The organism is Alkalimonas sp. (assembly GCF_020831925.1).
Lineage (GTDB): Bacteria > Pseudomonadota > Gammaproteobacteria > Enterobacterales > Alteromonadaceae > Alkalimonas.
On sequence record NZ_JAFIFQ010000002.1, the window covers coordinates 73,453 to 93,021 of the forward strand.

The following is a 19,569-nucleotide window of genomic DNA, read 5'->3' on the forward strand; positions in this document are numbered from 1 at the left end:
CTTATGGTGCTGGAGCATAACCTATCGCTGGTCAATAAAGTAAACCGTCTACTTAGTTGGGGCCACTGGTTTACTTTTTTTAATATTTTGCTGGCCTTGGTGGTTACGGCCAGTTATTGGCTGGCTGAGCCCTTGCCGCAAACAGTCACAGGCTGGAGTTATTTATTAAGCAATTGGCTCGGTCATACCGCCTTTTTGTGCTTTTTGTTTTTTATTCTTACCATTTTCCCTATCAGTCTGCTGTTTCCTTCGCAAAGACATGTCCGTGGCCTTGGTGCCTTACTGGCTACACTGGCACTGGTATTACTTATCTTTGATGCCTATGTATACAGCAGCCTTGGTTATCACATCGGCAATACCTCCTGGCAGCAAACCATTGAGCTGATGCGTTCACAGATCGTTACCAATCTGCGTAACTTTGTGCTGATCGTCAGCATCACAGCAACTGGTTTACTCGCATTGCAACTGACCCTAAGTAACTTTTGCTGGAAAAAAGTTGGCCGACTGCAAGCCACTCAGACAGGCCGGCCTATTTGGGTATTTTTTGTTAGTTGCTTCATGCTCAGTCATTTGATTCATATCTGGGCCGATGCACAACTCAATCAGGACGTTGTCCGCCAAGACAATGTGCTGCCACTGAGCTACCCCGCTACCGCAAAAAGCTTTTTAGCGAGGCATCGATTGCTGGACCGGCAAGAGCGTGCCAGCAGCCAGCAACAACAATTGGATGCGTTGGATTACTTAAAGCCAGTCTCTATGCAACTGCATTGTCCATCGCCTGCAGCCAGCAGCCAGCAGCTAACTGTGATTGTCATGCCACCACTTAACGCGGATGATAAACAGCATATCTCTCAGTTGGGATTGCGACAACTAGCACCTCACTTTGCCCCTGTTCAGCGAGACGAAGCTTTAGGCCAATTGTTATTTGGCCAGTTTGTAGCTGCATCACAAATCCCCGCCTTGTTGGCCGAGCCTCCTTTTTGGTTGCAGCAAGCTCCGGAGCGTTTTGGCATTGAAGTAGCACCTTCATTTCCAGCAGTTCCAACTTGGCTTCATCACTATACACAGCCAGAAGCACCCGTACAGCTACGATTTACTGATGACATCACCTCTCTGAGCCTGCCGACAGGCCCGCTGTTGCTGGTTGAGCTAACCGCTAACCACAACCAATGGAAGATGGCGCCGGTAAACGGTTGGTACCGCTGGCCTGCACTTCGCCAACAAACTCAACCCGCCGCAACTTTACAGTTGGATGTATTACCTACCCTGCTCGCTTATGCGGGCTGTGACTCCGTGCCAGCTTTAGCCGGCGACAACCTGTTGGCACCTCGCAACCTGCCTAAGATTGCCATTAGCCAGCACGAGGTTTACAGTTTTTATAAAGACAAACTGGTCATTATTCGTGAGGATAACAGCTTTGGTGTCTGGTCGGCGGCCACTGGCTTGCCACTAAACGAACGCTTTGATATGCCGATGCTGGTGGATGCGCTCCAGCGCTTGCCAGCACTAAACCACGACTAACTGCCCTGTTAGCTTACTTGCGATAACCACACTAGGAACCCTGATGCTGGCACTTGGAAAGATCAATCAGCTTGCGATTAAGAAAAAAGTAGATTTTGGTTATTTTTTGGATGGCCTTGAATGGGGCGAGATTTTGCTGCCAAAACGCTATGCCCCAGCCGAAGCAGAACTGGGTCAGCTGCTGGATGTGTTTTTGTACCTCGACTCCGAGGACCAGTTGATTGCGACCACTGAATTACCCAAAGTGCAGGTTGGTGATTTCGCTTTGTTGCAAGCTGTCGATGTGAACCGCGTTGGTGCTTTTTTGCAATGGGGCCTCAGCAAAGATTTGTTGGTGCCCTATAGCGAGCAACAAATTCCAATGCAAGCAGGAAAACGCTATCTGGTGCATTGTCTGGTGGATAAAAGCAACCGCATTATTGCCTCCAGTAAACTCGACAAGTTTCTGGACAAAACGCCTGCTAGCTATCAAGAGAAGCAAGCTGTCGATATCATCATCGCCAATCACACCGACTTGGGCTATAAAGCCATTATTAATCAGCAGCATTGGGGTTTGTTGTTTAAAGAACAGCTTAAAGAGCGACTCTACCCCGGCCAGCGTATGACGGCCTATATCCGACAAGTACGCCATGACGGTAAAATCGATTTAAGCTTAAATCCGATAGGTGCAGCTAAGGTAAAAGCACTGGAGCCCGCTATTCTTGAAGCTTTGCAGCAGGCAGGTGGCTTTTTACCCCTGCACGATAAAAGCAGTCCAGATGCGATTTATCAGCAGTTCTCTGCCAGTAAAAAAGCCTTTAAACAGGCTATAGGTAGCTTGTTTAAAGCAAAAAAAATCCGCATTGAAGCGGATGGTATTTATATAGTCTGACTAAGCCCGATAACCTGTTAACCAGTCCAACGCTTGCTCTGCGCTAAGTGGTTTGGCAAATAAGTAACCCTGACCATAGTCACAACCAAGACGATGCAGTACATGCTGTTGCTGCTGGGTTTCAATCCCTTCTGCAACGACCGATAACTGCAGCGTTTTTGCAAGCGCAATGATGGTATTGACGATAGGGTGGTCCTGCTCATCATCTTGCATATTATTGATAAAACTGCGATCTATCTTAAGAACGTCCAGCCGGAACTCGCTAAGATAACTTAGACTTGAGTAACCGGTGCCAAAATCATCCAGCAAAATACGAATCCCCAACTTACGCAGTTGTTGCAGGCTATCTTTTGCCTGCAACATATTCTCAATCAGCGCCCGCTCCGTCAGCTCCAATGCCAGACAATAACAAGGGATACCAAACTGCTGAATGAGCTCCTGCAGCCAGGGAACAAAGCTAGCTTCAGACACGGTCGTACCACTCACATTGACACTCACATAAAACCTGTGTCCCGCTGCAAACCAATAGGCAGCTTGTCTTAGCGCTTTGCGCAGTACATAGTGATCAAGGCGCACTATCAGGCGGCTTTGTTCGGCAATTGGGATAAATAGATCTGGCATCACCATCCCCTGCTCTGGGTGTGGCCAGCGAACCAATGCCTCAAAGCCTTGGACTATACTTCCTTCCAGTGCCACGATCGGCTGGTAAACCAATTGAAGTTGGTTGTCATTTAAGGCTGTTTTCAGGGCCTGCTCGATATTCCAGCCTGGTATTTCATCTGCCTGCATGCTCTCATCATAAACCCGATAGATGCCACGACCATCTTTCTTAGCTTGGTACATGGCAATATCAGCACGACGGATTAATTCATCTGGGATCAAACCAGGAGCATCCAATTGACAGAAACTAATGCCTATGCTGGTTGATGCCAATAAGGCCTGGCCATTGACTTCAACCGGGCGCTGAAGTGATAGCAGAATGCGCTGCGCCACCTCTTCGATGGTCGCCAACTCATCTACATCTTCAAGCAAAATCGCAAACTCATCACCACCAAGCCGAGCCAAAGTATCACTTTGACGCATGCACTGCTTTAATTGCTTGCCTACCGCTACCAGAAAAGCATCGCCAACGGCATGGCCATGAGTATCATTAACGGCTTTAAACTTATCCAAGTCCAAATACATGACAGCCAACTGCTGCTCAGGAAAGCGTTGCATCCGTAAAAATGCATGGTGCACCCGGTCAAGAAACAAAGCTCTGTTCGGCAGGCCTGTCAGGCTGTCATGCAACGCCTGATGTTGTAACTTACGCTCGGAAAAAACACGCTCCAATGCATTAGAGATATGCTGAGCCACGAAGGTCAATAACTCTAGATCATTGGGCTCGTAATGGATTTGCTCAATATAACTTTGCACTGCAACGACACCGTGCACTGAGTCGCCAGAATGAAATGGCACGCCCAGCCAGCATTCGGGAGTTTCACCATAGACTTTCAGATCTTTTTGTTGGTATAAATTATTCAGCTGTTCACGGTTGACCAGCAAGGGGCGATCCGTCCTAAACACGTAGCCGGTGAGGCTGTTTTTCAGAATTTCTTTCGGATAAACCTGCTCAGGCTTCTGATCCCCTCGTGTATCCACAAAATATGGAAAATACAGATGCTCTTTGTCTTCATCGTACAGTGCAATAAAAAAGTTGGGTGCATATATCAAGGCACTAACCACTTGGTGCACATGGCTATAAAACTCGGATAAGTCATCAGCAAAATAGGCAAATGAAGCTATTTCATAGAGGGATTTTTGTAGTTTTTCGGCGTACTCTAATTTCTCTACCGACTCTTCGAGCTGAGACAAGGTTTGTAGCCAACGCAGTTTGCTGGCCAGAATGGAAGCAACCTGCTCCAACAATTGCTGATGCTGTTGAGTAAAATAACCTGTTTGATGATGCTCACAGTCTATCACCGCAAGCACCTCACCAGTGTCAATTACTGGGACGGCCAGCTCAGACAAACTATGAGCAACATCCAATAGATAATAGGTGCATTGGCGGGTATCTTCTACCAGTAAACTCTGACGCTGACTGGCACAAAAACCTACGATACCTTGATCAAGCGACAAAATACTATAGCCTAACCCATCCGAAAGATTACGCGAACCAGCTGCCGAAAAACGCACTAGTTGTTGATGTTCTGCATCCATCAAAAAAATAGCACAGTCTTCAAATCCAAGCATGGAAGCCAGCGTACTGGCAACATAGTCAGTAACCGCTTTCACATCGTTCAACTGGTGCAGCTCGGTTGCCAGCTGATTAATAATGCGCAGCTCATGGTTCTGTTCAGTTAACAAAGCTAGCTTTGCTTCCAGCCTGCTGGTATCCACAGCATCAGGGTTGCGCTTACTCATCATTACAGGGACGTCATTCGCTATTTCATTATTCTTTGTCTCGCTTATAACACAGAATAATGCCCCAGTACCAGCGTAAAACTGAGCCAAGCAAAGAGGTGATGAATTCGTCAGCAACCAGAGCTTCAGGCTACCGGCTGAAAAGCTGAGCGGTTATTTGGTTTGGCCAATACCAAATGCACTGTACTGGTAGCGCGCTCTAAAAAACCGCCTTCGCAATAACATAAGTAGTAATGCCATAAACGGATAAACTCATGATCATACCCAAGCTTGAGAACCTCATCTTTCTGCTGCAAAAAACGCTCACACCAATGACGCAGCGTTTTAGCATAATCAAACCCAATATCCTGTAGCTGACGAATGACCAGATCTGTCCCTTTAGTTACCGCTTCAGACATTCGATGAATGGACGGCAGGCAGCCGCCTGGAAAAATATAGCGTTTGATAAAATCTACTTCCCGGACATACTGCTTGTAGCGCTGATCAACCATGGTAATAGCTTGTAACACCATGATTCCATCAGGTTTTAGCAAGGAAGAACACACCTTGAAGTAGGTGTCCAGATAATCATCACCAACGGCTTCAATCATTTCTATTGAGACCAGCTTGTCGTAGCTACCGGTCAGATCACGGTAATCCTGTAGCAATAGGGTAATTCTATCTTCTAAGCCAGCAGCAGCAACCTGGGTTTTCGCATAGTCGTATTGTTGCTGAGAGATAGTGGTCGTCGTTACCTTACACCCATAATGCTGCGCAGCATAAATTGCCATGCCGCCCCAGCCGGTACCGATTTCCAATAAGTGATCATCGGGGCTCAGCTGCAATCGTTGACACAATAACTCCAGTTTGTGTTGTTGCGCTTGTTCAAGGCTTGCATGTTGGTTTGGGTAAACAGCACTGGAGTACATCATGCTTTCATCCAGAAATAACCGATACATAGCGTTGCCCAAATCATAATGTGCTGAAATATTTTTACGCGCTTGCGACTTGGAGTTCGCATTTTGCCAATTCAGTAGCTTAAGCCATGGCCGGCTTAACCGGGCCCAGGTGGAGTCCATTTGATCCAGCAAGTTAAGATTGCGGGCGAAAATCCGCACTAGATCAGTAAGCTCATCGCAAGTCCAGGCTCCTTCGACAAAGGCTTCAGCGGCACCTATGGAGCCACTGCTGACCATTTTGCGGTAAAAGGTTGCATCTTCAACCCGGATATTAACTTGTAAATCAGCAGCTTTGTCACCAAACTCCAGCAGCTGCTGGCCCTCAAAGACCCTTATATAGCCGTGCTCCAGCCTGGCTATAAAGTTAAGCACAAAGCGACGGCTAAATTTATCAAACCAACTCAACTTGTTTGCAACCGAGTTTTCTGTCAACGACATCGTCATTGGCACTATCCTTTTTTGCTGTGGGCATAGACCGGGTTTCGCTTTAGAAACAACTTGAGGGCATGCCAGTAAATTCTTATCTTAACCAGTACGTTAGGCCATGGATTGTGGATCAGCAGTTGCTTCATAGCCGGTACACTCAACGCTTGGCGCGTCAATGTCATCCAAGCACTGAACACCTGCTGCTCATTCTTGTAATTGCTAATACTGCATACCAACTGCTCTGCCGGTGCATTGATACGCCAGCGATAGTGCATCGACAAAGGATTAAAAGGGGAAACATGAAAGGCTTTTTCATGGTGAAACTCACCGTCTTCACACATCGGGATGAGGTAGTGATGACGTTCATTCCAGGGTGTATTACTGACCTCAGCCAGCAGGTAGTGGAGTTGATTTTCCTGCCCATAGCAATAATACAACGTTAAAGGGCTAAAATAATGACCCCAGTTGGCCAATGGGCTAAGCAGATACACTTCTTCAATGGGAAGCTCGCCGCCAAGCTGTTGTACCTTGTCGCACACGGCTTGCTTTAAACAAGCTACGCCCGGTAAATAATCTTTGCGCCGATAACTAAATGCCGCAAAGCCTTCGTATTTAAGCAACCAACTGTGCCCAATGGCTGGCAGCTGACGGCAATTCAACCAAAAGTAATGCAGCCGATAGCCAAAACCATGTGGGCTAGGCACAAAGCGTTGATGTCCAAGTTCCCCTTGGTATAGGGCATGACCAGACTCATTCGTCACCAAATGCAACTCCAAGTGCCCGTGCTACATCAACCGCACTACGCACACCGTCTTCATGAAAACCATTGTACCAATAAGCACCACAAAACCAGCTGCTATTCTGCCCATTAATTTCTGCGCGCCGTTGCTGCGCATCCATACTGTAGCTATTAAACACAGGATGCGCGTAGTTAAAGCGATGCAGAATACGATCAGTGTCTATCGCTGCGGTGTTGTTTAATGTAACGCATACCGTTTGTTCCGACTCCAGTTGCTGCAAAATATTCATGTTGTAAGTCAAGGTTGCTTTTTCGCTGGTATTGGCTGATAAATTGTAGTTCCAGGCAGCCCAGGCAGCGCGACGTTTTGGCAATAAGGAGCTGTCGGTATGCAGTACCACCTCGTTGCTCTGATAAGGGATAGCCCCCAGGATCGATTGCTCGGCCGGACTGGCATCGGCCAATAACTTGAGTGCCTGATCGCTGTGGCAAGCAAACACGACTTGGTCAAAGTGCTCAACCGAACCATCCGGCAAGGTTAGCTCTACACCACTATCGCTACGCCGCACTGATTTTATCGGGCTATTCAGTCGAATGCTGTCTGTGGGTACCTGTTGCTGAAGGCGGCGAACATACTCACGCGAACCGCCACAAACTACGGACCATTGTGGCCTGTCACTCACATTCAGTAGACCATGATTGTTGAAGAAGCGCAAAAAGAACCGCATTGGAAATGAGGGCATATCGGCCAGGCCGGACGACCAAATGGCAGCTCCCATAGGCAACAAGTAATGCTCCTGAACTGCCTGACCAAAATGATGCTTAGAAAGGAAGTCTCCCAACGTCAGATCCAGATCATCATGGTCTTCGGCAAGTAGTTTTTTTCCAAGTTTATTAAAGCGAACAATGTCCAACAGCATGCCCCAAAACGAAGGTCGCAGTAAGTTACGTTTTTGAGCGAACAAGGTCGCAAAACTATTGCCGTTGTATTCAAGACCTGACTGCTCATGCTTCACTGAAAAACTCATTTCAGTCGGCTGGAATGGCACTGCCAGTTCCGCCAAAAAACGATTAAATAAAGGATAAGTCCAGTTGTTAAACACGATAAAACCGGTATCGACTGCCAGCTTTTTTCCCGCTAATTCTATATCAACCGTAGCCGTGTGGCCTCCCAGGTAATCGTTGGCTTCGAACAAGACCACCTGATGCTGACGTTGCAGCAAATACAAGGACATCATACCTGCGATGCCACCACCAATAACCGCAATTCTCATAGGGTTCCTTTCAGGCTTGCGCCATCCTCTGTTTCACTTGTCTGGTTGCCCAGCCGATGACCGGTAAATGTTGGTACACCAGCTCGGTTAAATCGTAATAATCACGATGACATATAATGCGTCCATCCGCATGCCAATGAAGTTCTGAGCACCCCTCCAACTGAACTTTTTTTCCTTTGCCAATGGCCTGGTGGGCAAAGGTCATTTGCCAACTGATAAAGCCACACTCGCCTTGCTCTGATTGCGCCTTTCGCTCAAACTGACAATAACTTAAACGAGCATAGGCATGTTCAAAATAGCGCTGAAGTGCGTCACTGCCTCGCACCTCGTGCACAGGATCGATAAAGCGAATATCCGGATGATACAGTTCCGTCAACCGGTGTAGCTCCTTGTTAGTAAGTCCATTGTAAAAATCTAAAAAGCTATCAAGTCGACTCATCTGATTTTTCACCTTGCTGTCTGGCATGCCGGAACAACTCCAGCGTCACTTGCCTTGCTTTGGCATGATCCACCACCGCCTTAGGGTATTCTTTGCTAATTGGCAATTTATGCGGCCAATGAATGTGTTGATTCGGCAGCTTGGCAAGCTCTGGCACCCAATTACGAATAAAGTCCCCTTCAGGATCAAAGCGTTCGCTCTGGGTAATCGGATTAAAAATCCGAAAATAAGGCGCAGCATCGGTACCGGTCGAAGCAGCCCACTGCCAGCCACCGTTATTGGCCGCAAAATCACCGTCAATCAACCGACTCATGAAGTATTGCTCCCCCTTACGCCAGTCGATATGTAAGTCTTTCACTAAGAAACTAGCCACCACCATTCGTAACCTGTTATGCATCCAGCCGGTTTGATTCAATTGCCGCATAGCAGCATCTACCAACGGATAGCCCGTTTTGCCATCGCACCATGCCCTGAACAGGGTTTCATCATTGTGCCAGCGAATAGTAGCCGTTTCGGCCTGAAACGGCTGATGCTTGATTAAATCAGGCCAAGCCACCAGCACATGCTTGTAAAAGTCACGCCAAATTAACTCCGATAACCAGACTGAAGCGCCTGAGTCTGCCTGCTGCAGAGCAGTACCTGCTTCAACTTGCAAGCGTGCAATGCATTGCCTCACCGAAATAGCGCCAATAGCCAGGTAAGGTGAAAGCCGTGAAGTTGCATCCAATGCGGGCAGATCACGTAGTTTTTTGTAATCCTGAACCTGCTGTTGACAAAAGCGGCGCAATTGCTTCAATAATGCATTCTGCTCTACCGGCCAAGCTGTTGAGCAGTCATCTCCACTATGCATTCTGGTTAAAGCTGGCAAATTAATTTCAATTGGCGCTTGTGGTTTAGGTTTTGCGAGCACCTGAAGCCCTTGCTCGGAAAAACGCTGTAGCCAACGTTTTTTAAAGGGAGTGAATACCTGATACATGGCTCCTGAACCATTGACAAAGCTACCCGGGGCAAAAGCACATTGGCGATCGCATTGCCACCAGCCTACGCCCTGCTTTGCAAGCCACTCTTGCAGTACCTGATCGCGCCTGCGCTCACGCAACTCATACTCAAGCTCCGTGTAAACCCGTGCCAGACCGAGTGACAATAGTGGTTCAAACACGGACTGTACATCATGATACGAACTCCCCTCGATCAGCAATAAAGGGACATTCAGTTCTGCCAACTCTTGTTCGAGTACCTGAGCTCTGCGCCGAATAAGATCCTGCTTGATAGGTGCCATCTGATGCTGTTGCCAGCTTTGTGGGCAAGCAATAAACAAGGCCAGAGTAGGCCCATGGGACATGGCCTCAGTCAGCGCTGCGTTGTCATACACCCGTAAATCGGAACGGAACCAAACTAACTGCAATGCTCGCACAGCTTTACCCCCTGAGTCCCAGTGCTTCCGGATAGGGCTGTAAATAGGTTTGTGCAGCCAGATATGGATGCTCGAAACGGGATAAATGATGTTGCAATAAAGTCAGGGGAGCCATCAGCGGCAGATGCCCCAATCGGAAACGATCAATCAAACTGCTGAGCTCCTGGCGTTCTTTGCCTGATAAATGCTTTTTAAAAAAACCCTGCAGGTGTTGCAATACGTTAGCATGTGTTTTCCGGCTGCATGGTTTCTTTAGGGCCTGCATCAGTTCCAACAGATAACGCTGCTGCAGCTCCTTGGTATCAAATAGCTTCGCCTGCGCGACCAATCGGCCGAGCTGGCGGTACGCGCTGGGACTGTGCGCCATCACCAGGAACTTGTAACGGCTGTGAAAAGCTACCAGCCCGCCGACACTAAAACCACTGCGACACAAGTGCTGATAGTCATGGCAGGCAAAAATGCGGGTGATAAAGCTTTCTCGTAATTCAGCATCATGCAATCGACCATCCTCTTCGACCGGTAACCATGGATAACGCTGCATCAGTTCGCGGGTAAAGAGCCCAACTCCAGCTTTGCCAAGTTGATGGCCCTGCTCATTGAACAAGCGTACCCGCTCCATGCCGCAACTGGGAGATTTGGCACAGACTATAAATCCAGCTAAATCTTCCATGCCGGGTAACACCTGCTTGGTGTAGTCCAGCATAGCTTCGGTATAATCCTTACTTGCATCTTTAACCTGCACCAGATGAATATCACCATGATCTTTTTTCAACAGGCGAATTGGAGGGCGAGGCGTGCCAAGGCCAATGGCATTTTCCGGACAAACGGCATGGTAGCGAACGAAAGGTTGCAACTGACTCAGACAAAACTCGGAAGCCTTATGACCACCGTCGTAGCGTACTTTTTGCCCCAGCAAACAGGCACTAATGCCAATGGGTAATTGCATGCGAGATTCTCACAGAACTGGATAGTTTTTGATACAGCTCTGACTTGAGGTTGGATCAACAGTCAATGCAAAAAAGAAGTGCGATTGCTTAAATAGTCGACAAGTTGCAGCATCACACAAAAAAGCATGAGCTATAGAAAGCAAAGCCCTGACAAGTCAGGGCTTTGTAATGAACCAAATCAGAGCTTGCTGGTGCCTTCTTCAACCCTGGACTTTAACTTTTGTCCTGGCCGAAAGGTGACCACACAACGGGCAGAAATTGGAATATCCTCACCGGTTTTTGGGTTACGGCCTGGTCGCTCATTCTTGACACGAAGATCAAAGTTACCAAAGCCAGACAACTTAACTTGCTCCCCAGCTTCTAATGCCGAGCGAATTTCTTCAAAAAAAGCTTCAACTATAAGTTTGGCATCGCGTTTACTTACCCCATACTTGGTAAACAATCGCTCTGCGATATCTGCTTTGGTCAGTGCCATGGTTAATCCCTCAGCGTTGCATTGAACTCGTTTTTCAGCGCCACTACTACCTGATCAACAACCTGCTGGATGTCTTTATCCTCAAGGGTTCGCGCACTATCCTGTAACGTCAAAGCGATGGCAAGCGACTTGCAGCCTTCTGCCACTCCCTGCCCGCTATACACGTCAAATAATTTTAGGCCAACCAGTTGATTTCCGCCAACTTTTTTAATAGTAGCAAGAATATCAGCAAAACGCACATCCGATTTCACCACCACAGCAAGATCTCGTCGGTTAGCAGGATAGCGGGATAGCTCCTGGCTTTGCACAATAGCCCGCTCACCAAGCCCGGCAAGCTCCAACTCAAACAGGTAACATTTACCCTTAATCCCAAGCTTGCGTTCAGCATCCGGATGCAGAGCACCCAGCCAACCTACATGCTGACCATGGCGGGTAATCTCAGCAGTCTGGCCCGGATGCAGCGCTGTGTGCTCAGCGGGAACAAAATCAAAACGATCAGCATCCGAAGTGGTTGCCAACAAAGCTTCTACATCGCCTTTCACATCGTAAAAGTCATAAGGACGCTCTGTCTGATTCCACTGGCCCTGTCCTATTGAACCAACCAGTACCCCACCTATCACAGGGACCTGACGTACACCATTTTCCGCCGAGGCATCCGGTACAAACTTCAGGCCAGACTCAAACAAACGCAATTGCAATTGTTGCCGATTCTGGTTAGCTACCACGGTTTGCAACAAACCAGCCCAGGTACTCAAACGCATGGCGGACATATCGGCTGAAATCGGATTTGGTAACAGCAACGCCTCAACCTGCGGATACAGCAACTGCTGCACTTTCGGATCGACAAAGCTATAAGTAATAGCCTCTAGGTACCCTCGATTGACCAACAACTGACGCAACAGGTGCAGTGGGATCTCCGCTTCGGCAAAGCGGCGCATGGTTAAACGGGCGCTGGGTGCCTCGTTCGGGATCTGATTGTAGCCATAAACCCGGGCCACTTCTTCAATTAAATCTTCGGCAATGGCCAAATCAAAGCGCCAGGAGGGTGTTCTGACCTGCCAGCCATCCGCCGTGTTGGTAACCTCAAGCCCCAACTGGCGCAAAATACGCTCAACCGTACTGGCTTCGATGCTGATCCCTAGTAACTTATTTAGCTGAGTAGCGCTCAGGTTTATCTGGTTGGCTTTTGGTATATGCGAACTACTGACAGCCTCGACTATAGGACCTGGTTCACCACCGACGATATCCAGCAGCAGGGCTGTTGCACGCTCCATCGCCTGGCGCTGCAGGGCTGGGTCTACACCACGCTCGTAACGGTGTGACGCATCGGTATGCAAACCATACTGCCGGGCTTTGCCTGCCATCGCCTCTGGCGCAAAAAAAGCACTTTCCAAGAAGATGTCGTAACTTTGTTCAGTCACGCCGCTGTGTAAACCACCAAAGATCCCGGCCATTGCTAGTGGCTTTTGTTGATCAGCAATCACCAGAGTACCTGGCAACAAAGTTACTTCAGATCCATCCAACAACACCATTTTCTCGTCGCTGTGAGCATAACGCACCTGAATATTGCCTTCAATTTTTGCTAAATCAAAGGCATGCATTGGATGGCCCAGCTCCAGTAGCACAAAGTTAGTAACATCAACCACAGGATCAATTGAACGCACACCTGAACGGCGAAGTTTCTCCACCAACCAGAGTGGACTGGATACACCAGGATTGATGTTGTGAATCACACGCCCTAAATAACGTGGACAAGCATCTGGAGCCAGCAGTTCGATCTGACGCTGCTCATCATGGACAGGTTCAACCGCTTTGTAAGCTGGAGCCTGGAAATCAAGAGCATTGAGTACTGCGACTTCCCGTGCCAGACCAAGTAAACCAAGACAATCTGCCCGATTTGGTGTTAAGTCCACCTCAATGCTGACATCGTCCAACTGCAAGTACTTACGGATATCCTGACCAATAGGCGCATCTGCAGGCAGCTCAACAATCCCAGCAGACTCTTCAGCCATACCAAGCTCGGATAAAGAACACAGCATGCCCATTGATGGCTGACCACGCAGTTTGGCCTTTTTAATTTTGAAGTCGCCCGGTAATACGGCACCGACTTTGGCCACAGCCACTTTCAAGCCTTGTCGGCAATTGCTGGCACCACAGACAATATCCAATAGCTCTTCGTCACCAACATCAACTTTTGTCACTTGCAGTTTATCGGCATCAGGATGTTGAGCGCAGGACACCACTTCGCCAACCACCACACCGATAAAGTCGCCAGCTACCGGGTTGACTGCATCGACCTCCAAGCCAGCCATCGACAACTGTTCAGACAGCACATCCGAACTGACTGCCGGATTGACCCATTCACGTAACCAACTTTCACTAAACTTCATGTCAATCGATCCTGCTTATCTGAACTGTTTAAGGAAACGTACATCGTTTTCGAAGAACGAACGCAAATCGGTCACACCATAGCGCAACATCGTCAGACGCTCTACACCCATACCAAAGGCAAAGCCACTGTATTTGGTTGGATCGATGCCAACCGACTTCAACACATTCGGGTGCACCATGCCACAGCCAAGCACTTCCAACCACTTGCCGTTTTTACCCATCACATCTACTTCAGCCGAAGGCTCGGTAAAAGGGAAAAAAGACGGCCGAAAACGTACCTGAAGTTCCTGTTCAAAAAAGTTCTGCAAGAAATCATGCAAAATGCCTTTAAGCTCAGTGAAGCTGACATCGGTATCGACCATCAACCCCTCGACTTGGTGAAACATCGGTGTATGAGTTTGATCGTAATCATTACGATAGACCCGCCCAGGCGAAATAATCCGCAGCGGCGGAGCTTCAACTTCCATAGTACGGATTTGCACACCAGAGGTCTGGGTTCGCAGCATCAACTTGGGGTTAAAATAAAAGGTATCGTGATCTGCTCGTGCCGGATGATGCTCGGGAATATTCAGAGCATCAAAGTTATGAAAGTCATCTTCGATTTCAGGGCCTTGCTTCACACTAAAGCCAAGTTCGGCAAAGAAGCTTTCAATACGCTGAATGGTACGGGTAACCGGGTGCAAACCACCGTTTTCAAGCTGACGGCCAGGCAGGGTAACATCGATGCGCTCACTGGCCAGCTTTTCGGCAAGTTGGGCTAGTTGCAACTGATCGCGTTTTTCATTAAGTGCTTGCTGCACTTGCTGCTTCAGCTCATTGATATGCTGACCGGCGACTTTACGCTGTTCGGGATCCATGCCACCCAAAGACTTCAAAAGCTCAGTGATCTGGCCTTTTTTCCCCATGTAATCCACACGAACCTGCTCCAGCCCAGCAATATCGCTACTGGCCTGGATAGCTTGTGTAGCCTGTTCTAACAATGCATTCAGCTCCATCGTTTCCTCAGCTCACTCAATCGAAATAATGTCCGTCGTCATCCGCCAGTACGGCCTTGACGAATGGAATGGTAATTTTGCGTTGGTGCACGATGGACGCCTTATCCAGCTGATCCAAAATCGCCACCAGTGCCCGGATGTCCCGTTGCTGCCTGTTCAGCAAGTAACGCGCCACCTCCGTGGTTAACTCTATGCCTCTTACATGGGCTTTATACTGCAGCAACAGTTGTTTTTCCGGATCGCCAGGCAACCGCAGCTGATAACTGGTACATGCTTGCAACCTGGAAACCAGATCTGCCAACTGAAAACCGAGCTGAGTTGGAGCTTCATTCGCTACAATAAGCAGGCATTTGCCCTGCTCCGCCATCCGGTTGTATAAATCAAACACCGCGGTTTGCCAGCTAATGTCGCTGGCTATGGCCTGAATATTATCAAGACAGACCAAATCCAGGTGTTCTAGATCATCCAGTACCCTGGCATCGAGCTGGTGCAGATGCTCCAGCGCAAGCAACTGGCTGGTTAGCCCCATCTCCTGTGCATGAACACAGGCCGCATACAACAAATGCGACTTGCCAGCCCCGCTGGCACCAAATAAATACAAGGGCGCTTTGTCAGCAGGCTGAGCTAAGTACTGCCGGATGTAATCCACCGCTGGATGAGGTTTACTGCTATAAAAACTGTCCAGCGTTTCATCTTCCGGCAAGGTCACCGGTAACGTAAACTGGGTAGGCTGCATCTAAGGACGTTCAAACCGAAGTTGAATGGCATCCACCCCAGCACTGGCCGGCGTTAACAGACTTATCGGCTGATTTACTTCACCGCTCGCCAATAAACTTAAGGCGGGTTCCAGCGCGACCAGTTGCAGCCACTCGTCCAACGGAATCGATAACTGCAAACGTAGTTTCGACCAATCACCAGATCGTTTGATTAAATCGACCTGACCAACACCAGGAAAACTGCTCAGCAAACGCTGTAAACGGACCCAGTCTGCCCAGTCGCTAGCACCTGTTACCATTAACTCCAATGGCTCACTCTCTGTCAAATAGCGCACAGCAAAGCGTTGTGCCAACAAATCAGCCAAGGCATCAACAAAGTCAGCCGCTAATTGGGTTGCATTGCTACCAGCCAGCTCAAAACGCTCTACACGGCCTTGTTGATCAAGTTGCCAGAATAGTTGGTACTCAAGGTTGTCTTCGCTTTGCTGTTCACTTAACTGCATTGTGACAACTAAGTCAGGTTGGTAGCGGCTGCTCGCTGTGCGGATTTGCTGCCAGAATCCTGCCCAGACGTCCGTTTCAGTCAAATTGAGTAGATCTTCCATATCGTACAAAGGCCAAATCAGCGGTATCATTCGCTGTTGAGCACGTTGTTGTATAGCCAGCACCAGGTCATGCTGCCGCTGCCTAACAAACTGACGTCCTTGCATATCCTGTTGCACCAGCCAAATCAGACTTTGAGGACGCCGGCTGTCCCAAATTAATAACTGCTGCTCCCGAAACAGCTGTTGAATTTTTTGCTGATCCATCATTACCCGCACAGCGGGTCCTTGCTCGGTACGAATGGCTTCAAATTGTTTGACGTACGTATTAGCCCGCTGTCGTTCTTGCTGCACAGCGGGATGAGACAACACATCCGGATCAGCAGAAATACGGCGGATCACCTGTTCAAAGGCTTCGCGTTGCCATTGCTGACGACTTTGCTCTGCGGACACTTCAGCAGTATAAAGCGGGCTGGCAATGGCCTGACCACTCTGCAGCAGCAACGCCAGAACACAGAGTAACACCAACAACGCCAATTGCTGCCCTGGTTTATACTTCTCTGTGAACTGCTTGGTCATCAGCTGCCTCATACGTGATAAAGCCACCAAACGGTGGCTTACGAATTAATCGATTGGCACGCCCAGACGCTGGGCAACTTCTTCGTAGGCCTCTACGACGCCACCCAAGCCTTGCCTGAAGCGATCTTTATCCAGCTTTTTGCGGGTAGCCTTATCCCACAACCGGCAACCATCCGGTGAGAACTCGTCACCCAGCACGATCTGGCCATGAAATAGCCCAAATTCCAATTTGAAATCCACCAGCATTAAACCAGCTTGATCAAACAGATTAGACAAGACGTCATTGACCCGTAAGGTCAACTGCTTCATCTGTGCCAGCTGCTCGGCTGTGGCCCAGCCAAAAGACACTACATGCGAATCATTGATCATCGGATCGTGCAAGGCATCGTTTTTCAGAAACAATTCAAAAGTGGGCGGTGTTAATGCCAGGCCTTCTTCGACACCAAGCCGCTTGACCAAAGAGCCTGCAGCAAAATTCCGTACCACACACTCAACCGGAATCATATCCAGCTTCTTTACCAGCACTTCATCGTCGCTTAGCAACGCTTCCACCTGGGTAGGAATTCCGGCCTGCTCCAGCTGCTGCATAATAAAGAAGTTGAACTTGTTGTTCACCATCCCTTTGCGAGCTAGCTGCTCAATACGTTCACCATCAAAAGCAGAAGTATCGTTACGGAAATGCAGGATCAGCTTATCTGCATCCGTAGTGTGATAGACAGTTTTAGCTTTACCACGGTATAACTCGGTTGTTTTTTGCGCCATCTGCGACTCCGGCCTGAGCAAAATTTCAGGGCGCAAAGTATACGGGGCTTTGCGCCATTCTCAAATCACTTTTTTACGGGTTTTCATCCAAAAACAGCTTGCAGGATAAAAACTCACAATGCTGTTTACAACTCCAAGCGAGTCTCGCTTACGACCGTCAGCAGGACTGATTCAAGCTGTGCGACGACAGACTCTGACAGTACCTGTCCATTTTTATCGCGAAAGCTGAGGCTGGTTTGCTGTTGAGACCGCCCCAGCACTACCTGGTAGTCACCGTTAGTCAGTGGTAGTGTCGGCATCGCCTTACGACGGAACAAACGTGACAAAAAGCCTTGTTTGGGTTGCTCATAACGCAGATAGTAGGTTGAAGCCGACCGATTCAAATCCGTCACTGAAAGATTCACAGCTTCAAACAGGCTTTCCAGCTGAGACCAAACCACCTCGAGCGGCTGTTCGGATAGTAAAGCGGGCTGGCCTTGCCCATCTACCCCTAACTGCAAACTAGTATCAACCGGGCGACTGCGTCGCAGCTGTGCCTGGCGGAACTCGTAGTCACCGACAAAAGCTGTGAAACTGTTCAGAAAAGCAGTTTCTTCACGTTTGACACCAGTTGGTAATAGAGGTCTGCCTCTGTCGAAGTACTCATGCTCCAGCATTTCGACCAGTAATGCCACGCTGCGCCCATGCGGCCTTGGCTCCATACTTACCCGGAAACGAGCCTGATCACGAGGCTGCTTGGACTTCCAGAACCACATACCTGTGGTATCGGTTTGAACTACCCAGTCAGTTACCCATGCCAACTCCGATTCTTGCTGATAGCCAATGCTATTCTCGGAGAAAAACTCACTCAGCTTTTGCTCTAAAAAGGGCTGCAAGTCACCACTAAAATCGGTACGATCAAACCAGATACGGGCCCGGGTTTCTTCTTCATCTACTCTACTGCTTGTGGACAAAGTTAACACCAGGCCAGGTGGTTGCGCATCAACCTGTTGCACAGTGGAGCGCACAGCTGGAATATCATACTGTGCAGGTTGCGGTGGTGCCGATAAATGCGCAGGCACTTGCAGCGGCTGGCCAACAATTGGCTCTGGATCAGCTTTTGGCGAGGAAAAAAATGAACAGCCGCTAAGCAGCAGACTGGCAAGAACACAACTGGTTACCGAATAATGCACCTGGTAAACTCCTAAAAATCAATGGTGGCGTGATGTAATGCTTCTTCGATACCGGCCTGGTGAATTGGTTCCAGTGTCGTTAAAGGTAAGCGAACAAAATCTGAGGCTATCAAGCCAATACGGGCCAGAGCCCACTTTACCGGAATGGGGTTGGCCTCTACAAACAATTGCTTGTGCAGTGGTTGCAAGCTGGCATCTATCACCCGGCATCTTTCTATTTCACCGCTTGCTGCAGCCTTTACCATAGCGGCAATTGCAGCAGGAGCGACATTGGCGGTAACTGAAATTACCCCATGGCCACCAGCCAGCAGAAAATCGGCACTGCTGCCATCATCGCCACTAAAGAGCGAGAAATCTTGCGGGCAACAGTCTTTTAAATCCTGCAGCCGTTCAAGCGAACCTGTGGCTTCTTTAATACCGACAATATTTGCTACTTTAGATAGCTCTGCCACTGTTTCCGGAAGCAAATCAACTGCCGTCCTGCCGGGGACATTGTACAGTAAAATAGGTTTGTCGGTTGCCGCGGCAATGGCTTCGAAGTGCAGCTTCATCCCTTTTTGCATCGGCTTGTTGTAGTAAGGCGTTACCGTTAAAAAACCATCCGCCGGCTGGGCAGCAAACAACTTGGTTTTTTCTACTGCGGCTTTGGTCGAGTTGCCACCATTACCGACAATCACTGGCACAGCACCAGCAACTTGCTGGCAAACTGCCTGGATAATGGCCAGCTGCTCTTCCAGCTCAAGTGTGGCAGCTTCGGCCGTGGTACCGAGCACAACCAAACCGTCGGTGCCCTGCTCCAGATGAAAGCCAACCAAACGCTCTAAACCGGCATAGTCTACTTCACCCGATGCAAGCATGGGGGTGATTAATGCCACATAACTGCCTTTCAACATGCGCTAACAATCCCAAATTCTTTCCGGGCGCCTATGTTAAAGACTGCGCCCACTAAACACAAGGTTCGCTAT

Annotated in this window: 17 protein-coding genes; 2 read left to right on the forward strand and 15 right to left on the reverse strand. The window is 48.8% G+C overall.

Going from position 1 to position 19,569, the window contains the following annotated elements; translation table 11 throughout:
* Nucleotides 1-3: 3 nt before the first annotated feature.
* Nucleotides 4-1,521 (forward strand): DUF3413 domain-containing protein, encoded by a 1,518-nt coding sequence (locus JJU14_RS01270; RefSeq protein ID WP_228610742.1) that lies wholly within the window; start codon nucleotides 4-6, stop codon nucleotides 1,519-1,521.
* Between the two features lie 43 nt (nucleotides 1,522-1,564).
* Entirely contained in the window at nucleotides 1,565-2,392 is an 828-nt protein-coding gene (locus JJU14_RS01275; protein WP_228610743.1) for a S1-like domain-containing RNA-binding protein, read from the forward strand.
* Here JJU14_RS01275 and JJU14_RS01280 read toward each other — a convergent pair whose 3' ends face one another.
* The 15 genes from JJU14_RS01280 to dapA form a co-directional block, all read right to left on the reverse strand.
* Nucleotides 2,393-4,795, reverse strand: coding sequence for an EAL domain-containing protein (locus JJU14_RS01280; protein ID WP_228610745.1), 2,403 nt, complete (start codon nucleotides 4,793-4,795; stop codon nucleotides 2,393-2,395).
* Between the two features lie 125 nt (nucleotides 4,796-4,920).
* The gene (locus JJU14_RS01285) at nucleotides 4,921-6,177 is read right to left on the reverse strand and encodes a cyclopropane-fatty-acyl-phospholipid synthase family protein (protein WP_228610747.1); all 1,257 of its coding nucleotides are present in this window, start codon (nucleotides 6,175-6,177) and stop codon (nucleotides 4,921-4,923) included.
* Nucleotides 6,178-6,182: 5 nt separating this feature from the next.
* Nucleotides 6,183-6,920, reverse strand: coding sequence for a DUF1365 family protein (locus JJU14_RS01290; RefSeq protein WP_228610749.1), 738 nt, complete (start codon nucleotides 6,918-6,920; stop codon nucleotides 6,183-6,185).
* Nucleotides 6,910-8,172, reverse strand: coding sequence for an FAD-dependent oxidoreductase (locus JJU14_RS01295; RefSeq protein ID WP_228610751.1), 1,263 nt, complete (start codon nucleotides 8,170-8,172; stop codon nucleotides 6,910-6,912). The genes JJU14_RS01290 and JJU14_RS01295 overlap by 11 nt, the downstream gene beginning before the upstream one ends.
* Nucleotides 8,173-8,182: 10 nt before the next feature.
* A complete protein-coding gene (locus JJU14_RS01300) occupies nucleotides 8,183-8,638 on the reverse strand; it encodes a nuclear transport factor 2 family protein (RefSeq protein WP_366914871.1) in 456 nt (151 codons plus the stop codon).
* Nucleotides 8,598-10,016: a deoxyribodipyrimidine photo-lyase gene (gene phrB / locus JJU14_RS01305; protein WP_228610856.1), complete on the reverse strand. Its 1,419-nt coding sequence runs from the start codon at nucleotides 10,014-10,016 to the stop codon at nucleotides 8,598-8,600. The genes JJU14_RS01300 and phrB overlap by 41 nt, the downstream gene beginning before the upstream one ends.
* 13 nt (nucleotides 10,017-10,029) lie before the next feature.
* Nucleotides 10,030-10,971: a DUF523 and DUF1722 domain-containing protein gene (locus JJU14_RS01310; RefSeq protein ID WP_228610755.1), complete on the reverse strand. Its 942-nt coding sequence runs from the start codon at nucleotides 10,969-10,971 to the stop codon at nucleotides 10,030-10,032.
* 179 nt (nucleotides 10,972-11,150) lie between these two features.
* On the reverse strand, nucleotides 11,151-11,447 hold the full coding sequence (ihfA, locus tag JJU14_RS01315) for an integration host factor subunit alpha (RefSeq protein WP_091341292.1): 297 nt from the start codon (nucleotides 11,445-11,447) through the stop codon (nucleotides 11,151-11,153).
* 2 nt (nucleotides 11,448-11,449) lie between these two features.
* Complete coding sequence (gene pheT, locus JJU14_RS01320) at nucleotides 11,450-13,837, reverse strand: phenylalanine--tRNA ligase subunit beta (RefSeq protein ID WP_228610757.1); 2,388 nt, start codon at nucleotides 13,835-13,837, stop codon at nucleotides 11,450-11,452.
* Nucleotides 13,838-13,852: 15 nt separating this feature from the next.
* The gene (pheS, locus tag JJU14_RS01325) at nucleotides 13,853-14,833 is read right to left on the reverse strand and encodes a phenylalanine--tRNA ligase subunit alpha (protein WP_228610759.1); all 981 of its coding nucleotides are present in this window, start codon (nucleotides 14,831-14,833) and stop codon (nucleotides 13,853-13,855) included.
* Between the two features lie 16 nt (nucleotides 14,834-14,849).
* Complete coding sequence (gene hda / locus JJU14_RS01330; protein ID WP_228610761.1) at nucleotides 14,850-15,569, reverse strand: DnaA regulatory inactivator Hda; 720 nt, start codon at nucleotides 15,567-15,569, stop codon at nucleotides 14,850-14,852.
* Entirely contained in the window at nucleotides 15,570-16,670 is a 1,101-nt protein-coding gene (locus JJU14_RS01335) for a DUF2066 domain-containing protein (protein ID WP_228610763.1), read from the reverse strand.
* A 45-nt stretch (nucleotides 16,671-16,715) separates the two neighbouring features.
* Nucleotides 16,716-17,432 (reverse strand): phosphoribosylaminoimidazolesuccinocarboxamide synthase, encoded by a 717-nt coding sequence (gene purC, locus JJU14_RS01340; protein ID WP_228610764.1) that lies wholly within the window; start codon nucleotides 17,430-17,432, stop codon nucleotides 16,716-16,718.
* A 125-nt stretch (nucleotides 17,433-17,557) separates the two neighbouring features.
* A complete protein-coding gene (bamC, locus tag JJU14_RS01345) occupies nucleotides 17,558-18,604 on the reverse strand; it encodes an outer membrane protein assembly factor BamC (RefSeq protein WP_228610766.1) in 1,047 nt (348 codons plus the stop codon).
* Nucleotides 18,605-18,615: 11 nt separating this feature from the next.
* A complete protein-coding gene (gene dapA / locus JJU14_RS01350) occupies nucleotides 18,616-19,497 on the reverse strand; it encodes a 4-hydroxy-tetrahydrodipicolinate synthase (protein WP_228610768.1) in 882 nt (293 codons plus the stop codon).
* Between the last annotated feature and the right edge of the window lie 72 nt (nucleotides 19,498-19,569).